Origin of the sequence: Mycobacterium alsense (assembly GCF_002086635.1) — a bacterium.
Taxonomy (GTDB): Bacteria; Actinomycetota; Actinomycetes; order Mycobacteriales; family Mycobacteriaceae; genus Mycobacterium; species Mycobacterium alsense.
The window spans coordinates 33,908-52,428 of the sequence record NZ_MVHD01000042.1 but is presented as its reverse complement, the minus strand read 5'-3'; the positions used below and the strand labels follow the sequence as shown (position 1 = coordinate 52,428).

Sequence of the window (18,521 nt, the reverse complement as noted above, 5' to 3'; positions counted from 1 at the left end):
GCGCCGCCCGTGCCGCCGTTGCCGATCAGCCCGGCGGGCCCGCCGGGCTGATCGGCAACGGCGGCACGGGCGGCGCGGGCTTCAACGGCCCCGCGGCGGGCCTCGGTTCGTACGGCGGCGCCGGGGGCATCGGCGGCTGGCTGTTGGGCGCCAACGGCGCCAACGGCGCCATCGGCACCAACGCGCCCACCAGCATGCAGGTGCCGATCTCGATGTTCGGGGTCACCGAGCCGATCGTCGGCATCTCGGTCAACGGCGGCCCGACGGTGCCCATCCTGGTCGACACCGGGTCCACGGGGCTGGTCGTGCCCCTGCGATACGTCGGGTGGCAGCACCTCGGCCTCCCCACCGGCCTGGGCATCAGCGGCTACAGCGGCGGGCTGGCCTACATCTACGCCTCGTTCAACGGGCCGGTGGACTTCGGCAACGGCGTCGTCACCACGTCGACCACCTACAACGTGCCGCTCATCTCGTGGCCCACCCGGGTCGGCGGGGCCTGGACCTTCACCCAGTTCTTCGCGCCCGACGGGGTGGTCGGCGTGCTGGGTCTCGGGCCGAACGCGGGCGGCCCCGGCACCACCGTTCCGACCCAGGCGTTGCCGGGGACCCTGGCCCAGGGCGTGCTCATCAACGAGGTCACCACCAACCCGAATTTCAATCCGAATCCCTACCCGTACTTGGAGTTCGGCCCCGCGCCGACGACCGTGGGGACCGCGACGCAAATCGCCACGCTCACCGGGTCCCCGATCACCACGCTGAACGTATCGGTCAACGGCGGACAACAAATGCCCATTGTCACGAACGTCGATTCCGGTGGTGTGCAGGGCACCATCCCATTCGGCGCGAACACCGGGGACAACATCCGGGTGTACGCCGCCGACGGCACGACGCTGCTCTACGAGTACAACTACAACCAGGACTACTTCCCGGTGCCATCGACGGGCACGATGAACAGCGGGGCCTTGCCGTTCCTGCTTCACCCGGTGTACGTCGACTACAACCCCGGCCGAATCGGGACGACGATCTTCTACGGCTGAACCAGACGCCTTCTCGCGCTTGATATTTCGATTAAGAATTTGAATCACGTTCTCGCCGAGCGTGTTTCGGCCTGAGCGCCGCCCGGCGCACCCAGCCGAGTGGCCGGACACACCCCGCCAGTTTCCGCTCGACACCCGGTCGAGCGTCCACACTTGAAAAGGCGCGCGAGCGCGCCCGCAAATGGCATCAACCGGGGCCTATGCGGGTACTTAGCCAGGGCAACACCACAGCCGCCGGTCCGAGCGGCCGGCTCGTCCTTCGGGAGGAGAAGTCCATGTCTTTTCTGACCACACGACCCGAGGCCCTGACGGCCGCGGCCGGCGCGCTGCAGGCGCTCGGCTCGTCGATGGCCGCCCAGAACGCGGCGGCTGCGGCGCCCACCACGGGGGTGGTCCCCGCGGCCGCCGACGAGGTGTCCGCGCTGCAGGCCACGCTGTTCGCCGCCTACGGCACCTGGTATCAGAACGTCAGCGCCCAGGCCACGGCGATCCACCAGGCGCTCGTCAACACGCTGGCGACGAGCGCCGGTTCCTACGGGGCCACCGAGGCCGCCAATCAGGCGACCACCAGCGCCCAGACGTTGCCGGACCTCCTGTCGAGTCTGTCGACCTCGACCGGCGCCACCCTCGGCACCCCGATCGGGTGGGGGCAGAACTTCGGCGCCGCCGCATCCGACCTCGTCCAGCTGGCCCCCGAGGAAACCCCCGCCGCGGCGCCCGCGGCCGGCCTCGGCGGCGAGGCCGGCGCGGGAATCGCGGCGCCGGGTGCCGTAACCCCAGCCGGCACAACCGGTTTCGGTGCGGTCCCGGTGCTCGCGGCGTCGGGCGGGGCGTCGTCCGTCGGGGGGTTGTCGGTGCCGCCGGCGTGGGCGGCGGGCGGAGCGCCGGCCGCACCGGCGTCCGCGACGCTGACGGGCGCCGGCTGGACCGCCCCCGCGCCGGACGCGACGCGGGTGACGGCCCTGCCGGCGGGCGTGCCGGCGGTGGCCTCGGCCACCAGGGGCGGCCTCGGGCTCGGCGTGCCGCGCTACGGCGCCAAGCCGATCGTGATGCCCAAGCCGACCGTCAACTAACAGCGCAGCTACTCACGAACAGGATCTGAGGACATGACATTCGATTTCGGCGCATTCCCCCCGGAGCTCAACTCCGCGCGCATGTACGCCGGGCCGGGTTCGGGCCCGATGATGGCCGCCGCGGCGGCGTGGAACAACCTGGCCGACGAGTTGAGCACGACGGCCCTCGCCAGCCAGTCGACGATCGCCCAGCTGGCCGACGACGAATGGACCGGTCCGTCGTCGGCGGCGATGGTCACGGCGGCCACACCCTATGTGGCGTGGATGCACACCACCGCCGGGCAACTGCAGCGCGCGGCCGCCCAGGCCATGGCGTCGGCCGCCGCGTATCAGGCGGCGTTCGCGATGACGGTGCCCCCGCCGGTCGTCGCGGCCAACCGGGCGCAGCTGGCCGCGCTCGTCGCGACCAACATCCTCGGCCAGAACACGCCGGCGATCGCGGCCACCGAGGCCCTGTACGGCGAGATGTGGGCCCAGGACGCCGCGGCCATGTACGGCTACGCCGCCGCGTCGGCGGCCGCCGGGACGCTCGACCCGTTGACGTCCCCGGCGCCGCCCACGAACCCGGCCGGGCTGGGCGCGCAGGCCGCCGCGGTGTCGCACGCCGCGGCCAGCGGCGCGCAGACCGCGGGCCTCAGCGGGCTGGTGTCCAACCTGCCCAATGCGGTGCAGGCCATGGCCACCCCGGCGGCCGCGACGCCGGTCAGCCCGCTGGCCAACTTCCTCAACAACAACCTGGTGTACAACGTGGGGCAGGCCGCCGCCGACAACGTGGCATGGAACATGTTCGCCAGCATCGCCGCCGGAATACTGAACCAACAGGCCAGTGCCGCAACGGGTCCCATCGCCAGCGCCGGGTCGGCGGGATCCCTGGCGAACACCGCCGCGCCGGCCGGGGGTGCCGGTGGGGCGCCGGTGCTGGCCGGCATGGGCACGGCCTCGCCGCTCGGCAAGTTGTCGGTGCCGGCGGCCTGGTCCGTGGCCACGCCGGCCGAACCCGCCGCCACCGTACTCGCCGGATCTGGTTGGACCGCACCCGCCGAGGAGACCGCGATGACCCCGATGCCGGCCGGGATGCCGGCGATGGCCACGGCCGGGCGCGGCGGCTACGCCATGGGCCCGCGCTACGGCGTCCAGCCCAAGGTGATGCCGACGCAGACGTTCGTCTGAGAACGGCGCAATCATGCGACGGCTCAACGCCGCTCGCGGGAAGGCGCATTTTCAGATCCGCGGCCCATCCCTTTCCTAAAGTGACCAGAGGAGGGAAGGACATCGGGGATGAGTTTCTTGGTGCTGCCGCCGGAGATCAATTCGATGTTGATGTACACGGGCGCCGGCGCGGAGCCGATGCTGACCGCCGCGGCGGCGTGGGACGGCCTGGCCAGCGAGCTGGGTTCGGCGGCGCAATCGTTTTCCTCGGTCACCTCCGGGCTGGCCGCCGATGCCTGGCAGGGACCGGCGTCGGCGGCGATGCTGTCGGCCGCGACCCAGTACTCGGGCGTCCTCAGCGCGGCGGCCACCCAGGCGCAATCGGCGGCCACCCAGGCCCAAACCATCGCGGCCGCTTTCGAATCCGCCGTCGCCGCCACGGTGCACCCCGCGCTCGTCGCCGGCAACCGCAACCAGCTCGTGCAACTGGTGGTCTCGAATCTGTTCGGGCAGAACGCACCCGCGATCGCCGCCGCGGAATCCGAGTACGAACAGATGTGGGCCGAAGACGTGGCCGCGATGGTCGGCTACCACGGCGGCGTTTCGCAAGCGGCGGCGCAACTTTCGGCCTGGTCGACCGCGCTGCGGGGCGTGCCGGCCCGGGTGTCCGGCGCGATCGCCGCCAGCCCCGTTGGCGCGGCGCTGAACTCGTTGACCTCGGCGGTCGGCGGCAGCCCCGCCGCGCCCGCGCTCGCTCAGGCCCAGCAGGCCGTCGTCGGCGTCCTCAACGAACCCTCCGAGCTGCTGTTCGGCCGCCCGCTGATCGGCAACGTCGCCCCGGCCATCACGAGCACCGTCACGACCGGCCAGCCCGGCACCGTGCCGATCACGATCGTCGGCGGCGCGGAGCCCGTGGTGGGCGTCTCCGTCGGCAGCGGGCCGGTGGCGCCCGTGCTCGTGGACACCGGATCCACCGGCCTCGTCGTTCCGCTGGGAAACGTCGGGGGGATCTTCGGGCTCTTCAACCTCGGGCTGCCGACCGGGTTCGGCGTCAGCGGGTACAGCGGGGGATTGAACTACCTCTACGCCACGTTCAACGCGCCGGTGAATTTCGGCAACGGGCTCGTCACCGCGCGCACCCCCGTCGACGTCGAACTCTTCGCCTGGCCGACGTCGCTGCAGGCCGCGATGGCCCACGGCTGGACCTGGCAGTCGTATTTCGCCCCCGACGGCGTGACGGGCGTGCTGGGCGTCGGCCCGAACGCGGGCGGCCCGGGCCCGAGCATCCCCAACCAGGCGTTGCCGGCGCCCTACAACCAGGGCCTGCTGATCAACGAGACCGGGGCCAACCCGTATCTGCAGTTCGGCCCGCCGCCGGCGAACATGACGCCGATCGCCACCCTCGCCGGATCGCCGATCACCACACTGGGGATCAGCACCGGGCCGCTGGGATTCTTGGGACCGCAGTATTCGGTCAACTCGATCATCGATTCCGGCGGCGTATCGGGAACCATCCCCAGCCAGCTGAACGTCCAACCCGGCACGCCCGTGTATGTCTGGGCGCCCAGCGGCCAGCTGCTGTACGCCTTCACCTACGGCCTCAACTATTCGCCGACGCCGTCGCCGTACATCATGAACACCGGGGCGCTGCCGTTCCTCGGACACCCGGTCTACATCGACTTCGCCCACGACAGCACGATCTTCTACAACCCGTGAGCGCCCCTTCGCATCGACCGCCGGGGTCGCTACGGTTGACGAGTGCGCCGTAACCGCGTAGCCGCTTCGTGCGCCGCGCCGCTCGCCCTGGCGGCGATCGCGTTCGCGCCCGCCGGCGCGGCGCAGCCGCCGCTGGCGCCGGCGTCGATCGCGGCGGTTCCCGCGGCGCCGAATTTGGCGCCGGATCCCGCGCAGCTGGCCGGCGACCTCGTGGCCGACGAGCGCGCATTGCGCGACCCGGCGACCGGGCCGGCGGCGCTGGATGCCGCGGCGCGCCGCGAGCAGGCGGCCTATCGCGCCCTCGGCCGGCACCCCGAATGGGACGCGACCACGCGACCACGGATCCCGCCGCCGCTGCTCGACGTCTACGACCGCAACGTCGACGCCCGCCGGCAACTCACCGCGATGACGCCCGTGCGAGACACGCTGCCCGCGTGGCGCATCGTGCCGCCCGCCCCCGCCGACGAGCTGCTGGGCTACTACCACCAGGCGGAGGCGGAATCCGGCGTCGGGTGGAACTACCTGGCCGCGATCAACCTCATCGAGACCCGCCTGGGCAGCATCGTCGGCGTCAGCACCGCCGGCGCGCAGGGGCCGATGCAGTTCATGCCCGCGACGTTCGCCAGCTACGGGCAGGGCGGCGACATCGGATCGCCCCACGACAGCATCATGGCGGCGGGCCGCTACCTGGCCGCCAACGGCTTCGCCGGCGATCACGATCAGGCCATCTACCGCTACAACCACGCGCACGAATACGTCCGCGCGGTCGACCAGTACGCGGCGCTGATCGCCGCCGACCCCGCCACGTTCGCCGCCTACTACCGCTGGGACGTGTACTGCCACACGACGGCCGGCGACGTGCTGCTGCCCATCGGCTACGCCGCGACGTCGCCGATCCCCGTCGCGGAATACCTGGCGAACCATCCGCAGTGACTGGAATCGCCACGCGCAGTTGGTTTTTCGCCGCGCCATAGGTCCGGCCGATCGGGTGCACCAGAATGGGCGCACAAAAAGGGGACGGTTTTTGTCCGTCCCACTTCACCATATTACGCACCCGGGGGCTTGCGGCAAGGCCGGGGTGATGGCGCACAATCGCTGGCCGAGGCGAAAAGCCGCGGGAATTGGGGGAGTTGCGGGATGAGTGTGTCGTCATCGGCGAAACCTATGGCCGAGCACGCGGTGGTGATCGTCGGGGCGGGACCGACGGGACTGATGCTGGCCGGCGAATTGGCGCTGGCGGGGACCGATGTCGCGGTCGTCGAGCGGCGCGCCGACCAGGAGCTGATCGGGGCGCGGGCGGGCGGCCTGCACGCGCGCACCATCGAGGTGCTCGATCAGCGCGGGATCGCCGACCGCTTCCTCGCCCAGGGCGAGATCGCGCAGGTCGCCGGGTTCGCCCAGATCCGGTTGGACATCAGCGACTTTCCCACCCGCCACCCCTACGGGCTCGCGCTGTGGCAGGCCCACATCGAGCGAGCGCTGGCCGGTTGGGTCGACGAGCTGGCCGTGCCGGTCTACCGCGGGCGCGAGGTGACGGGCGTCGCCCAGGACGACGCCGGGGTCGACGTCGAGCTGGCCGGCGGGCGGTTCCTGCGGGCGCGCTACGTCGTCGGGTGCGACGGGGGACCCAGCACCGTCCGCAAGGCGGCCGGCATCGACTTTCCCGGGTGGGACCCGACCATGAGCTACCTGCTCGCCGAGGCCGAAATGGCCTTCGCACCAGGGGAAGCGCCGCAATGGGGCATCCGCCACGACGCCCTCGGCGTCCACTCGCTCAGCACGGTGGCGGAGGGCGGACCGGTGCGGATGATGGTGACCGAGCGACGCATCGGACCGAACAGCGAGCCCACCCTGGCCGAGCTGCGCGAGGCCCTCGTCGCCGTCTACGGGACCGATTACGGAATACACAGTCCCGCTTGGATTTCCCGGTTCACCGACGCCTCGCGGCAGGCCGCGTCGTACCGCGACCGGCGAATCCTGCTGGCCGGTGACGCGGCCCACGTGCACCACCCGGTGGGCGGGCAGGGCCTCAACACCGGCGTGCAGGACGCGGTGAACCTCGGCTGGAAGCTGGGCCGGGTGGCGCGGGGAACGGCCCCGGACGGCCTGCTGGACACCTACCACGCCGAGCGGCACCCGGTGGCCGCGCGCGTGCTGCGCAACACGATGGCGCAGATGGCGTTGCTCCGCCCGGACGATCGGCTAAAAGCGTTGCGCGAGTGCTTGTCCGAGCTCCTCGGCGGGGACGAATCCCGCCGCCGCTTCGGCGCGATGATGTCGGGCCTGGATATCCGTTACGAGCTCGGCGACGGGCACCCGCTGCTCGGGCGGCGCATGCCCGATCTGGACCTGGTCACCGAGCACGGCCCGGTGCGGGTGTTCGCCTTGCTGCACGACGCCCAGCCGGTGCTGCTCAGCCTGGAGGAGGCTACCTGCGACATCGCCCCCTGGGCGGATCGGGTCAGGTCTGTCGGCGCGAAATACACTGGTGCGTGGGAACTTCCGGTGCTCGGTGCGGTGACCGCTCCGACCGCGGTGTTGATTCGCCCCGACGGCCACGTCGCCTGGGTGGGGAATGGCTCCGACGCCGGGCTCGCCGACGCGCTCACCACCTGGTTCGGGCCGCCCGCCTAGTCCGGCGGCTCCTCCTCGGAGCCGCGGGTCGCGGTGTTCTCCCGCTCGCTGGGTTTGCCGGGGACGTCTTCGGCTTCGCGCTCGTTGGCGACCTTGTCGCCGAGCCGGTCGACGATGTTCTCCAGCTCCTGGGTGTGGCTGACGGGGTCGCTGGTGGGGTCCGGGCCGGGATTCGTCACCGCTATCCCATACCCCGCAACGGGGGGCTGCACACACGCGCGGGCGGTGGAAGTATCGAGGCGTGGCCACCAAGAAACCGCAAACGATCTCCTACCCGGCGCCGGGCGCGCGACCGCACCGCCACGACGCCGTCCCGCTCGACCCCCACGTCATCGTCCTGTTCGGGGCGACGGGGGACCTGGCCAAACGCAAGCTGCTCCCCGGTTTGGCCTATTTGAACCAGTCCGAGTTGGCGCCCGAGGTCCAGATCGTCGCCACCTCGCTCGAAGACTTCAGCAACGACGAATTCCGCGAGCTCGCCAAGAAGGCGCTCGACTCGTTCGGCGCGCACAAGCTCACGCCCGAACAATGGGCCAACTTCGCGAAAAACATCCGTTACGTCCCGCAGAGCGCCGGGCCCGAGGCCCTGGCCCAGGCGGTCGCCGAAGCCGAGCACGACCTGGGGCCCGACGCGCGGCGCCTGCACTACCTGTCGGTCCCCCCGAAGGCGGCGCGCGACGTGATCACCATGCTGCGCGACGCGAAGCTCGTCGAGCGCTCCCGCGTCGTCATGGAAAAGCCGTTCGGCACCGACCTGGAAAGCGCGGTGTCGCTCAACGACTTCCTGCACGAAACGTTCGAGGAATCCCAGATTTTCCGCATCGACCACTTCCTGGGCAAGGAGGCGGCCCAGAACATCCTCGCGTTCCGCTTCGCCAACGGCCTGTTCGAGCCGATCTGGAACCGCAACTTCATCGACCACATCCAGATCGACATTCCCGAAGCGCTCGGCCTCGATCAGCGGGCCAACTTCTACGAGGCCACCGGCGCCTACAAGGACATGGTGGTCACCCACCTGTTCCAGGTGATGGCGTTCGTGGTGATGGAGCCGCCGACCGCGCTGGAGCCGCGCGCGATCAGCGAGGAGAAGAACAAGGTCTTTCGGTCGATGTTGCCCGTCGATCCCTCGAACGTGGTGCGCGGGCAGTACAAGGGCTATCGCGAAGAGGAAGGCGTGGCAAGGGATTCCGACACCGAGACGTTCATCGCGCTCAAGGTGGGCATCGACAACTGGCGCTGGGCCGGCGTGCCGATCTACCTGCGCACCGGCAAGAAGATGGCCGAGGGCATCCGCATCGTCTCGATCGCCTTCAAGGAGGCCCCCCGCACGATGTTCCCGCCCGGGTCGGGGGTGGGCACCCAGGGTCCCGACCACCTCACGTTCGACCTCGCCGACAACTCCAAGGTGTCGCTGTCCTTCTACGGCAAGCGGCCGGGCCCCGGCATGAAGCTGGACAAGCTGTCGATGCAGTTCTCCTCGCAGGAGATCGACACCGTCGCCGACGTGCTGGAGGCCTACGAGCGGCTCATCCTCGACGCGATGCGCGGCGACCACACGCTGTTCAACACCGCCGAGGGCATCGAGTCGCTGTGGGAGCGCTCCGAGGACCTGCTCAACGACCCGCCGGCGGCCAAGATGTACCAGCCCGGCACCTGGGGCCCCAACGCCATTCACCAGCTGATCGCGCCCAACGCGTGGCGGCTGCCCTTCGAGCGGGGCTGGCGCGAGGCCAAAGGCGACTGCTAGCCCAACGGTTCCCGTTCGGTGCCGAGCCAGTGCCGCAGCTTGTCGTAGACGGCGGCGTGGTTGAGCAGGTCGAAGTGGTGCAGGCCGGTCAGCGTCAGCCCGTGGTCCGGCTCGAACGGCACCCGCCGGGACCTGCCCACCCCGGACGCGCTAGTCGGGCGCACCAGGCGGTCGCCGAGGATGGCGCCGACGGCGCGGGGTCCCGCGCTGCTGGCCACGAAGTGGTAGACGGCGCCCGGCAGGAACGGCACCTCGTGGCAGCGGTCGCGCAGAAACTCGTCGGGGTCGCATTCGGACCAGTCCTCGTCGAGCAGCGCACCGTACCGCAGGTCCTTGGTGCCCGAGCTGCGAGCGTTGAGAAACCAAGCCAGGCCCTCGGTTTCGGGCAGCCGGGCCAGCGCCCAGGACGCGGCGTTGACGCCCTTTTCCAAGTCGGCGCCCAGGTGCGGGGAGCCGAGGCACACGACGTGGCGAACGGCGTCGGGCCAGCGGTGCCGGTGCTCGGTCCCGTAGTGGCAGGCGCTGCGCGCCACCAGCCCGCCCATCGAATGGCCGACCAGCGCGATCTCCTCGACGGGGACCGGCCACAGCGCCCGCAGCCGATCGATCAGGCCGGCCAGGGCCTTGCCGTTGTCGGAGATGTGCAGGCCGGTGTTGTAGCGCAGGTAGACCGGGGTGAACCCGAGGTCGGCCTGCAGCCGCGCGCCGTACGGGCCTTCGACCCCGCCGTCGCGCGGCGGCCGCGACCACGACCGTTCGGTCATGCACCAGCCGTGGACGAACACCGCGACCCGGCCGGTGGCGTGCGGGAAGGCCGCCGCGACGCCGTCGGCGTCCAGCGCCACCGGCCTGCCGTGGTGGCGCACCTGCATGGTGAGCGCGAAGCCGTTGCCGCGCTGGGTGAGCTCGTCGCCGTAGATGCCGTTGAGCGCGGCGATGAAGCCCGCCACCCTGGGGTGTGCCTCGACGGAATCGCTGTCGTCGTCCCCGCGGGTCTCGGCGAACAGGTGGCCAGCGCCGCGCAACGCGCCCCGCAGCGCGCGGTCGACGGCGTGGTAGGTCGCCGCGGCGGTCGTGTTGTGGATGACCTCCACGGGTTTCGACACCGGGCCCACGGCGCCGAACACCCGGCGCGCGATGCCGCTGTGGGTGTCGCGCACCAGGGTGGTCAGCACGCGGGTGCCCTCGCCCGCGAGGTCGGCCAGTGACCGGATTTCGTGTTCCCGCATGAATTCCTCCTCCCTGCTTCCGCGCAGGGTTCCCACTCCGGGCGGGCATTATCGATATCGCATGTGCTATCGCTTTCCAGACGGACTCGCCAAGCCCCCGCCGGGACGCACGTGACGGATGTGACCGGGGATGCCCGTAACGTGTTTGCCGGTTTAGCTCATCGCGGTCATCAGGAGAGTCCATGGCGAAAATCTCGGCGTTTCGCTCGGACGAGGCGCGCGCGGCCTATTGCCGGCTGTACGACGCGGCGCTGGCCACCAGCCCGATGCCGCTGACCGAGACCTGCAACCGCTTTCGGGCGAGTTCCCGATTCTCGTCGTCCTGGGTGCGGACGAAACGCTGCTCGACGGCCCGACGGTCGCGGCCCGCTTCCGGCGGCGACTGCCCGGGGCGCGTCGAGCTTCTCGACAACGCCAACCACATCGTCACCGTCGACCAACCCGAAGTCGTGGAGCACCTCCTCGCCGGCTTCCTGCGCTGAAAGTTACGAGCCATGCCACCCACCCTGCGCCCGCGCCGATCCGCCCTGTACCTGCCCGGCAACAACCCCCGCGCGCTGGAGAAGGGCAAGGCGCTGCCGGCGGACATGCTGATCTTCGACCTCGAGGACGCCGTCGGGCCCGACGCGAAGGCCGACTCGCGCGCGCGGGTGTGCGAAGCCGTTTCGTCGAAAGGCTATGGGCCGCGCGAGGTCGTGGTGCGCGTCAACGGCCTGGGCACGGATTGGCACGGCGAGGACCTGGCGGCCGTCGCGGGCTCGGTGGCCGACGGCGTGCTGGTGCCGAAGGTCGAGCGGGGCGAACAGGTCCGAGCGCTGGACGCGGCGCTCGAGCGGCTGGGCGCGCCGGAGTCGCTGCGGCTGTGGGTGATGATCGAAACGCCCCGGGCCTTCCTGAGGGCGGAGGAGGTCGCCTCGGCCGGCGAGCGCCTGGCCGGGTTGGTGGTCGGCACCAACGATCTCGTCAACGAGCTGCACGGGCTGCACGTGCCCGGGCGCGCGCCGGCGCTGACGGCGTTGTCGCTGGCCGTGTTGGGGGCCCGGGCGGCCGGCAAGGTCGTCCTCGACGGCGTCTTCAACGACATCACCGACGAGGGGGGCTTTCGGGCCGAGGCCCGACAGGGCCGCGAGCTGGGGTTTGACGGCAAGACACTCATCCACCCGTCCCAAATCGCCCCGGCCAACGAACTGTTCGGCCCGTCGCGCGACGAGCTGGCCGGCGCCCGCAAGATCGTCGCGGCCTACGAGCGGGCCCGGGCCGCGGGCGACAGCGTCATCACGGTCGACGGCCGGATGATCGAGAGCCTGCACGTGCGCGACGCGCAGCGGATCCTGGCGCTGGCCGACCTGATCGCGGAGATGGGGTCCTAACGGCCGCCGTTCCGGTCGATCCAGGCGGTGAGCGCGTCCTCGAGCGCGGCGTCGACGCGCACCCCGGCGCCGTCGGCGGCCCGCTCGAACCGCTCGGCCAACTCCGTCGGCACCAACGCGTCCACCCGGCGGTGCGTGGGTTTGGGCTTCGCCGCGGGCTCGGGTTGGGCCACCGGCATGTGGCGCGCGGCGGTGGCGTCCATGGTCTCGCGCAGCGCGGGTATCTCGTCGAGCAAGCGCGCCAGGTCCTCACGCTCGATGCGCAGCACCTCGGCCGGCCCGGTCGTGGTCACGGTCGCGGAGCGCAATTTCCCACGGCGAAGGGCGGATTCGCCGATCACCTCGCCCGGTCCGAGCAGGGCGACGCGGTCCTGGCCCACATACACTCCGACCTCCCCGCTGAGCAGGATGTAACAGGAGTCCGACGGGGTCCGCTCGTGGATCAGCGGCCAGGGCTTGGATTGTGAAATCCGGTGGGCGGCCCCGACGAGGCGCTGGAGCTCCCCGTCCGAGAACTTGTCGAAAGTTGCGAGCTCACGCAGCCGGCGCAGGTCTTGCTCCTCGTGTTGATTCGCGTCCACTTTCATGGCGGGCTCCTGTCGCGCGATGTGACCCGGACAACGTGGAGCCTAACCCCGTTTGCCTCGGCAAACGCAGGAATGTGCAAGGGGGTAGGTTGAACGCGAATCCGGACGACCGCGAAGGGGGACACCGTGCGCCAGACCGCGGCCATGGCTGAGGCCGACCGCGCGTGGATGATCGACACGCTGCTCGCGCTGCTGCAGACCCCGAGCCCGTCGGGGCGCACCGACGCGGTGATGCAGTTGATCGGCGACATCCTCGACGACCTGGGCGTGCCGTTCACCCTGACCCGCCGCGGGGCGCTGACCGCCGAGCTGCCGGGGGAGTCGGCGACCACCGACCGGGCGCTGGCGGTGCACGCCGACACCATCGGCTGCATGGTGCGCACCCTCAAGGACAACGGCCGCCTGGAGCTGGTCCCCGTCGGCACCTTCTCGGCGAGGTTCGCCACCGGCGGGCGCGTGCGGATCTTCATCGACGACCCCGACGAGTTCATCACCGGCACGGTGCTGCCGCTCAAGGCCAGCGGGCACCGGTTCGGCGACGAGATCGACACCCAGCCCACCGGCTGGGAGCACGTCGAGGTCCGCCTCGACCGCCGCGTGTCCTCGCGCGAGGACCTGGTCCGCCTCGGCCTGAACGTCGGCGACTTCGTCGCGTTGATCGCCAGCCCGGAGCTCACCGCCGACGGCTACATCGTCTCCCGCCACCTCGACGGGAAGGCCGGGGTGGCGATCGCGCTCGCGCTGGCCAGGAACCTTTCGCAGAACAAGCTGGTGCTGCCGCACCGGACCATGATGATGGTCACCATCACCGAGGAGGTCGGCCACGGCGCCAGCCACGGCCTGCCCGCGGACGTCGCGGAGCTGATCTCGGTGGACAACGCGGTGTGCGCGCCCGGCCAGCACTCCATCGAGGACGGCGTGACCATCCCGATGGCCGACATGCACGGCCCCTTCGACTACCACCTGACGCGCAAGCTGTGCCGGCTCGCCGAGGAGCAGGGCATTCCGTTCGCGCGCGACGTGTTCCGCTACTACCGTTCCGACGCCGCCGCCGCCATAGAGGCGGGCGCGGAAACCCGGGCGGCGCTGGTCGGCTTCGGCGTCGACGCCAGCCACGGCTGGGAGCGCACCCACATCGCCTCGCTGGAGGCGGCGTACTGCCTGATGAACGCCTGGCTGCAGACGCCGCTGACGTTCGCCAAGTGGGACGCCAAGCCGACGGGCAAGCTGCGCGACTTCCCCTCCTCGAAGCAGCCCGCCCCGACCGAGCAGTGGGTGCCGCTGGCCCGCGGCGAGCACGAAAGCCCGGGCGACGCGTCACCGGGTGCGCACTGGCCGCCGTCGACGGGCCCGCAATCCTGAAGCGGCACTGACGCTTTCGTTCCGGCACTTTCGCCACGCCGGGCAAATCCCCGGCGGGTCTTTACGCCACCCGTCCCAACGGCTAACGTGTTCGTTCAAGCATTAAATCAATCAATTTAATTAATGAATAGCGTTGCCGATAGCGAGCGAAGGACCCCTCATGCCCCAGGCCGTTGCGACCAACGAAACCGAACAGCTGGTGCTCGACTTTCTCCACGCCGCCTACGGCGAACACATGGACGTCGAAGCGATGACCGCGCTGATGACGGACGACTTCGCTTGGCAGTTGCACGTCCCGCTCTCGCCGGTGGTGGTCGGGCGCGACGCGGCCCGCGCCGAACTCGAGAAGCACAACAGCCTGTCGACCGGAATGATCGACGGGAGCGAAATCCGCACGATCGTGTCGAACGGGGACACGGTGGTCATCGAACGAGTCGACGTGAACGCGATGAACGGGGTCGCGGTCACCTTCCACGTCACCGCCATTTTCGAGGTGCGCGACGGCGCGATCGCGCACTGGCGCGAGTACTGGGACACCAGCCACGTGGCCCAGCAGCTTGGCATCGACCCGGCGCACATGTTCGAACCGCTCGCCGGCTGAACGAATTTAGGCGAGCGCCCGGCGCCCGAAGTCGCGGGCGTCAGCGAACGATCGACCGCTCCAGGGCCGCCAGCGATTCGGCGAGGTAGTTTTCGCCGAAGATGGGCATCTCGCCAACCCGGTCGCGGAAGCTCTGCGGCGTGGCGCTCCAGTCGTAGGTGAGGGTGACGTCGGTGCGGTCCCCATTCGGGGCGAGCTCGTAACGCCAGAACCAACCCCCGGGGGAGTGATTGCCCGCGTCGTCCAGCGTGCCCGGCATCCAGCCGATGGCGCGGTTCTCGTCGAACGTGTCGACGAGGTTGTAGGTGACGTAGTCGCCACCGGCCCGGGTCAGGTACATGTTCATCGCGAACATCTGCCCGGCACCCGTGATCGGTGTGGTGTCCACCGCGTCGCGGACCCAGTCGGTGGGCTCGGTGGTTTGGTGGCGGGCGGGGTCGGCGAGGACGGCGAAGATCTCCGCCGGAGGGGCGGCGATGGTGCGGGTGACGACGTAGCGTTCGGCGGTCATGAGTCCTCCCTGGGTCCGTAGGCGGCCGCGATGTCGGGGGAGTCGAGCCAGCCCGAGTAGGTGGGCCGCGCCGGCCAGCCCTCGGGTGAATCGAGCCATTCCTCCTGGCGACCCCACGGAAGGATGTCGATCAGCCCGAACGAGTGGCTGAGCTGCTCGGTGCCGCGCCCGTTCGTATGCCAGGTGCGGTAGACGGTGTCGCCGTCGCGCAGGAACACGTTGACGCCGAAGCCCCCGCCGGGTGGGGCGTCCATGTCGGCGCCGAACGAGCTCTCCGACGACGAGTACCACTCCATCCGGTTGCCGACCTTCTTTTTGTAGGCCAGCGCCTCGTCGATCGGCCCGTTGGTGACGACGACGAAGCGCGCGTCGTAGTTGTCGAGAAACTCCAGCCGGGTGAACTGCGACGTGAACCCCGTGCACCCGCCGCATTGCCACTCCGCCCCGTCCGACCACATGTGGTGGTAGACGATCAGCTGCGAGCGACCGCCGAACACGTCGACCAGGCGGATGGGCCCGTCGGCGCCGATCAGCGTGTACTCGGGCAGCTCGACCATCGGCAGCCGGCGCCGCTGGGCGGCGACCGCGTCCAGTTCCCGGGTGGCGGCCTTCTCGCGCTTGCGCAGTTCGTCGAGCGCGGCGCGCCAGGTTTGGTGATCGACGACGGGCGGCAGGGCCTGGGCCATGGCACTCACCTTTCGCTCGGTTTGTCCGTTGCGAAAGGTATGACCGGTGGCGCGTCCGAAAGTCATCGCAACCCCGCGGCCGTTGCTGGGGCAGCACGGTCGGTCTTGACCCGCCCGCCCCGGCTCGGTTCGATGATCCCTACACCACGAGGGGAGGACGACAGTGAGGACATTCGCTCGCCACCTTTTCGCCGTCGTCGTCATGGCGTTCACGGCGGTTGCGGCCGTGACGATCGCGACGCCGGCGGTGAGCTCGGCCGACTGCGGGGAGGGGGAGTGGTGGGACCCGACGGGCAAGGTCTGCCGGCCGCTCGGTGTCGGGCCGCAACCGCTGGCGTGCGATCCGGGCCAGTGGTGGGACCCGACGGCCAACATATGCCGGCCGCTGGGGGTCGGGCCGCAACCGCTGGCATGCGACAACGGCTGGTGGTGGGATCCCGGCGCCAACGTGTGTCGTCCGCCGCTGGTGCCGCCGGCCGGCTAACTCAACGCAGGACGGCGACGAGGAAGTCGGAGTCCTCGGTGAAGGGCCGCAAATCCCAGGTCGACAGCAGCAGGTCCGGCGTGAAGCCGGCTGCCGTTGTGTCGTCGAGGAATTCGCCGAAATCGTAGTCGCGGCCGGCACCGAAGCCGATCACCGCGCGGCCGCCCTCCGCGAGGTGGGCGCGCAGCCGGGCCAACACGCGGACCCGGGTGCTGTGGGCGAGAAACGTCATGACGTTGCCGGCCGACAGGATGATGTCGAACGGCTCGGGGATGCCGCGCGCCGGCAGGTCGAGCTCCGCCAGGTCGCCGACGAGCCACCGCGGTCCGGGATGGTCCTGCTCGGCCGCCTCGATGAGCACCGGGTCGACGTCGACGCCGACGACCCGGTGCCCGACCGACGCCAGGTACCCGCCCAACCGGCCGGGGCCGCAGCCGGCGTCGAGGATGCGGGCGCCGCGCGGCGCCATCGCGTCCACCAGGCGCGCCTCGCCCGCCAGGTCCTCACCCGCGCGGGCCATCGACCGAAAGCGTTCGACGTACCAGTGCGAATGCCCGGGATCGGCCGCGACCTTTTGCATCCAGATGCTTGGCTCGGTCATGCCCTCCATTGTCGCAAGCTCGCGATGGCCGCGTAAATGTCCAATTCGTACAAACTAGCCAAAACGGCTAGAATGGCGGTACATCGGTACGAACGAGGGGAGCGCCAATGTCGACCGTGTTGTTCCGCAACCGCGACGGCAAGCTGGTCGATGTCCCCGCGGTGCCCGCGACCCGGCTCAAAAACCAGTTCGGCGCCGTCTTCGAGCAGGCCGCCGCCAACGGCGCGGTGGTGATCACCAAGCACGCCACGCCCAGGGCGGTGCTGCTGTCGTATGCCGAGTTCGAGGCCCTGACCGCGTCGGCCACACCGTCGCTCGACGACCTCGGCGATCGGTTCGACGAGTTGTTGGCCACCATGCAGACACCCGAAGCCAAGGCCGGAGTCGCCGCGGCATTCGATGCCACACCGGAGGAACTCGGCGCCGCGGCGGTGAAGGCGGCCCGCAGCCCGCGGCGGCGGTGATCCGGCGGGGCCATGGTCGGCGAGGCGACGGCACCGCCGCGGCTGTACGTGTTGGCCGGTGTCAACGGCGCCGGCAAGAGCAGCATCGTCGGCGCGACGATCCGCGACAAGGGCGGTGACTACTACAACCCCGACGAGGCCGCGCGACAGATCAGGGCGGCCAACCCCGGCCTCAGCCAGACCGAGGCCAACGCCGCGGCGTGGGAACAGGGCCGAAAACTGTTGCAGCGGGCGATCGATCAACGCCTCGACTTCACGTTCGAAACCACGCTCGGCGGCAACACGATGCCGCGGCTGCTGGCCGAGGCCGCCGCGCGTGGCATCGAGGTCTACGTCTTCTACGTCGGGCTCGCCAGCGCCGACGCGCACATCGAGCGGGTGCGCCAACGGGTCCGCGCCGGCGGGCACGACATTCCCGAGGCCGACATTCGCCGTCGCTGCCGTCACAGCCTGATCAACCTCGTGACATTGCTGCCGGTGCTCACCGGGCTGCGGGTGTACGACAACTCGGCGACCGCCGACCCGGCTGCCGGGCAGGCGCCACTGCCGGTCCTGGTGTTGCACATGGAGCGCGGCCGCATCGTCGGGCCGCCCGACTTGAGCTCGACGCCGGCGTGGGCCAAGCCCGTCGTCGCGGCCGCGCTGGAAACCGCACGCCGAGAGTGAAATTCACGACGCGACACGCCGAGCACGCGTCGCACAATTCACGGTCGGCGACCGGTGCGCAGGTTTCATGACGGTTTCAGTTGCGCAAAGGTACGGCAGCATGCCCGCGATCCGAGGGCCGATGTCGCGTGCCTGGCTTTAGCGTGGCGGCATGGCCGTACCGGACACCCACGTGAAGCGCTGGCGGACAGCACTTCACGTAACCCTGTCGGCACTGATGATTGCCATCCTCGGACTCGCGATCGCCCCCGAAGCTCGTGCGGCCGCGGCCACGGCGACGTTGGCGGTGCAACACACGTGGCAGACCGGTTTCATCGCCCGCTTCACCGTCACCAACGCGAGCATGGCGCCGCTCAGCGATTGGCGGCTCGAATTCGACATGCCGCCGGGGCAATCCGTCTTGCACGCGTGGAACAGCACCGTTACCCAAACGGGCACGCACTACGTTGTCGGCCCCGCGAATTTCAATCGCGTCATTGCACCCGGCGGTTCGGCCAACGGCGGCTTCAGGGGCGTGCTGTCCGGCACCTATTCGCCACCGACGAATTGCGTGCTCAACCGGCAATACCCGTGCGTCCAAGGCTGAGCGGCGCTACCCCTCGCC

21 protein-coding genes are annotated in these 18,521 nt (G+C 70.3%); 15 read left to right on the top strand and 6 right to left on the bottom strand.

Annotated elements, in window-relative coordinates; all coding sequences use genetic code 11:
* The 6 genes from BST11_RS27660 to BST11_RS20065 all read left to right on the top strand — a co-directional run.
* Nucleotides 1–1,037: PecA family PE domain-processing aspartic protease (locus BST11_RS27660; RefSeq protein WP_158086807.1), on the top strand; the 1,037-nt coding region annotated here is incomplete at its 5' end.
* A gap of 275 nt (nt 1,038–1,312) precedes the next feature.
* Nucleotides 1,313–2,110, top strand: a complete 798-nt coding sequence (locus BST11_RS20085; protein ID WP_083139682.1) for a PPE family protein, SVP subgroup — start codon at nt 1,313–1,315, stop codon at nt 2,108–2,110.
* Between the two features lie 33 nt (nt 2,111–2,143).
* Nucleotides 2,144–3,280, top strand: coding sequence for a PPE family protein (locus BST11_RS20080; protein ID WP_083139680.1), 1,137 nt, complete (start codon nt 2,144–2,146; stop codon nt 3,278–3,280).
* A 108-nt stretch (nt 3,281–3,388) separates the two neighbouring features.
* Complete coding sequence (locus tag BST11_RS27655; RefSeq protein WP_083139679.1) at nt 3,389–4,975, top strand: PecA family PE domain-processing aspartic protease; 1,587 nt, start codon at nt 3,389–3,391, stop codon at nt 4,973–4,975.
* 42 nt (nt 4,976–5,017) lie between these two features.
* The gene (locus BST11_RS20070; RefSeq protein WP_083139678.1) at nt 5,018–5,908 is read left to right on the top strand and encodes a lytic transglycosylase domain-containing protein; all 891 of its coding nucleotides are present in this window, start codon (nt 5,018–5,020) and stop codon (nt 5,906–5,908) included.
* A 231-nt stretch (nt 5,909–6,139) separates the two neighbouring features.
* Nucleotides 6,140–7,609 carry an FAD-dependent monooxygenase gene (locus tag BST11_RS20065; RefSeq protein ID WP_142276457.1) on the top strand — a complete coding sequence of 490 codons (1,470 nt, stop codon included), beginning with the start codon at nt 6,140–6,142 and terminating at the stop codon, nt 7,607–7,609.
* Here the strand turns inward: BST11_RS20065 and BST11_RS20060 are convergent.
* Nucleotides 7,606–7,788 carry a hypothetical protein gene (locus tag BST11_RS20060; protein ID WP_083139675.1) on the bottom strand — a complete coding sequence of 61 codons (183 nt, stop codon included), beginning with the start codon at nt 7,786–7,788 and terminating at the stop codon, nt 7,606–7,608. The two genes, BST11_RS20065 and BST11_RS20060, sit on opposite strands and share 4 nt — an antisense overlap.
* Before the next feature lie 62 nt (nt 7,789–7,850).
* Here BST11_RS20060 and zwf point away from each other — a divergent pair, with 62 nt between their 5' ends.
* Nucleotides 7,851–9,356, top strand: a complete 1,506-nt coding sequence (zwf, locus tag BST11_RS20055) for a glucose-6-phosphate dehydrogenase (protein WP_083139673.1) — start codon at nt 7,851–7,853, stop codon at nt 9,354–9,356.
* Here zwf and BST11_RS20050 read toward each other — a convergent pair.
* A complete protein-coding gene (locus tag BST11_RS20050; RefSeq protein WP_083139695.1) occupies nt 9,353–10,585 on the bottom strand; it encodes an esterase/lipase family protein in 1,233 nt (410 codons plus the stop codon). The genes zwf and BST11_RS20050 overlap by 4 nt on opposite strands.
* 182 nt (nt 10,586–10,767) lie before the next feature.
* Here BST11_RS20050 and BST11_RS20045 point away from each other — a divergent pair, with 182 nt between their 5' ends.
* Both BST11_RS20045 and BST11_RS20040 read left to right on the top strand, forming a co-directional pair.
* Entirely contained in the window at nt 10,768–11,067 is a 300-nt protein-coding gene (locus tag BST11_RS20045; RefSeq protein WP_083139672.1) for a hypothetical protein, read from the top strand.
* 12 nt (nt 11,068–11,079) lie between these two features.
* Nucleotides 11,080–11,955, top strand: coding sequence for an HpcH/HpaI aldolase/citrate lyase family protein (locus BST11_RS20040; protein WP_083139670.1), 876 nt, complete (start codon nt 11,080–11,082; stop codon nt 11,953–11,955).
* Here BST11_RS20040 and BST11_RS20035 read toward each other — a convergent pair.
* A complete protein-coding gene (locus tag BST11_RS20035) occupies nt 11,952–12,542 on the bottom strand; it encodes a cyclic nucleotide-binding domain-containing protein (RefSeq protein WP_067321483.1) in 591 nt (196 codons plus the stop codon). The genes BST11_RS20040 and BST11_RS20035 overlap by 4 nt on opposite strands.
* Nucleotides 12,543–12,668: 126 nt before the next feature.
* Here BST11_RS20035 and BST11_RS20030 point away from each other — a divergent pair, with 126 nt between their 5' ends.
* Together BST11_RS20030 and BST11_RS20025 are read left to right on the top strand one after the other, a co-directional pair.
* Entirely contained in the window at nt 12,669–13,904 is a 1,236-nt protein-coding gene (locus BST11_RS20030) for an osmoprotectant NAGGN system M42 family peptidase (RefSeq protein ID WP_083139669.1), read from the top strand.
* Nucleotides 13,905–14,064: 160 nt separating this feature from the next.
* Complete coding sequence (locus BST11_RS20025) at nt 14,065–14,505, top strand: limonene-1,2-epoxide hydrolase family protein (RefSeq protein ID WP_083139668.1); 441 nt, start codon at nt 14,065–14,067, stop codon at nt 14,503–14,505.
* A 40-nt stretch (nt 14,506–14,545) separates the two neighbouring features.
* Here BST11_RS20025 and BST11_RS20020 read toward each other — a convergent pair whose 3' ends face one another.
* Entirely contained in the window at nt 14,546–15,016 is a 471-nt protein-coding gene (locus tag BST11_RS20020; protein ID WP_083139667.1) for an SRPBCC family protein, read from the bottom strand.
* On the bottom strand, nt 15,013–15,702 hold the full coding sequence (locus BST11_RS20015; protein ID WP_083139693.1) for a DUF899 domain-containing protein: 690 nt from the start codon (nt 15,700–15,702) through the stop codon (nt 15,013–15,015). The genes BST11_RS20020 and BST11_RS20015 overlap by 4 nt, the downstream gene beginning before the upstream one ends.
* 163 nt (nt 15,703–15,865) lie before the next feature.
* On the opposite strand from BST11_RS20015, the gene BST11_RS20010 reads away from it, so the two are divergent.
* The gene (locus BST11_RS20010; RefSeq protein ID WP_083139666.1) at nt 15,866–16,186 is read left to right on the top strand and encodes a hypothetical protein; all 321 of its coding nucleotides are present in this window, start codon (nt 15,866–15,868) and stop codon (nt 16,184–16,186) included.
* 1 nt (nt 16,187) lies between these two features.
* Here the strand turns inward: BST11_RS20010 and BST11_RS20005 are convergent, their stop codons facing one another.
* Nucleotides 16,188–16,787, bottom strand: a complete 600-nt coding sequence (locus tag BST11_RS20005; RefSeq protein WP_083139692.1) for a class I SAM-dependent methyltransferase — start codon at nt 16,785–16,787, stop codon at nt 16,188–16,190.
* A gap of 107 nt (nt 16,788–16,894) precedes the next feature.
* On the opposite strand from BST11_RS20005, the gene BST11_RS20000 reads away from it, so the two are divergent.
* From BST11_RS20000 to BST11_RS19990, 3 genes are all read left to right on the top strand, one after another.
* The gene (locus BST11_RS20000) at nt 16,895–17,251 is read left to right on the top strand and encodes a type II toxin-antitoxin system prevent-host-death family antitoxin (protein WP_083139665.1); all 357 of its coding nucleotides are present in this window, start codon (nt 16,895–16,897) and stop codon (nt 17,249–17,251) included.
* A gap of 12 nt (nt 17,252–17,263) precedes the next feature.
* Nucleotides 17,264–17,917, top strand: a complete 654-nt coding sequence (locus tag BST11_RS19995; protein ID WP_169834936.1) for an ATPase — start codon at nt 17,264–17,266, stop codon at nt 17,915–17,917.
* A 151-nt stretch (nt 17,918–18,068) separates the two neighbouring features.
* On the top strand, nt 18,069–18,503 hold the full coding sequence (locus tag BST11_RS19990) for a cellulose-binding domain-containing protein (RefSeq protein ID WP_083139663.1): 435 nt from the start codon (nt 18,069–18,071) through the stop codon (nt 18,501–18,503).
* Nucleotides 18,504–18,521 lie beyond the last annotated feature (18 nt).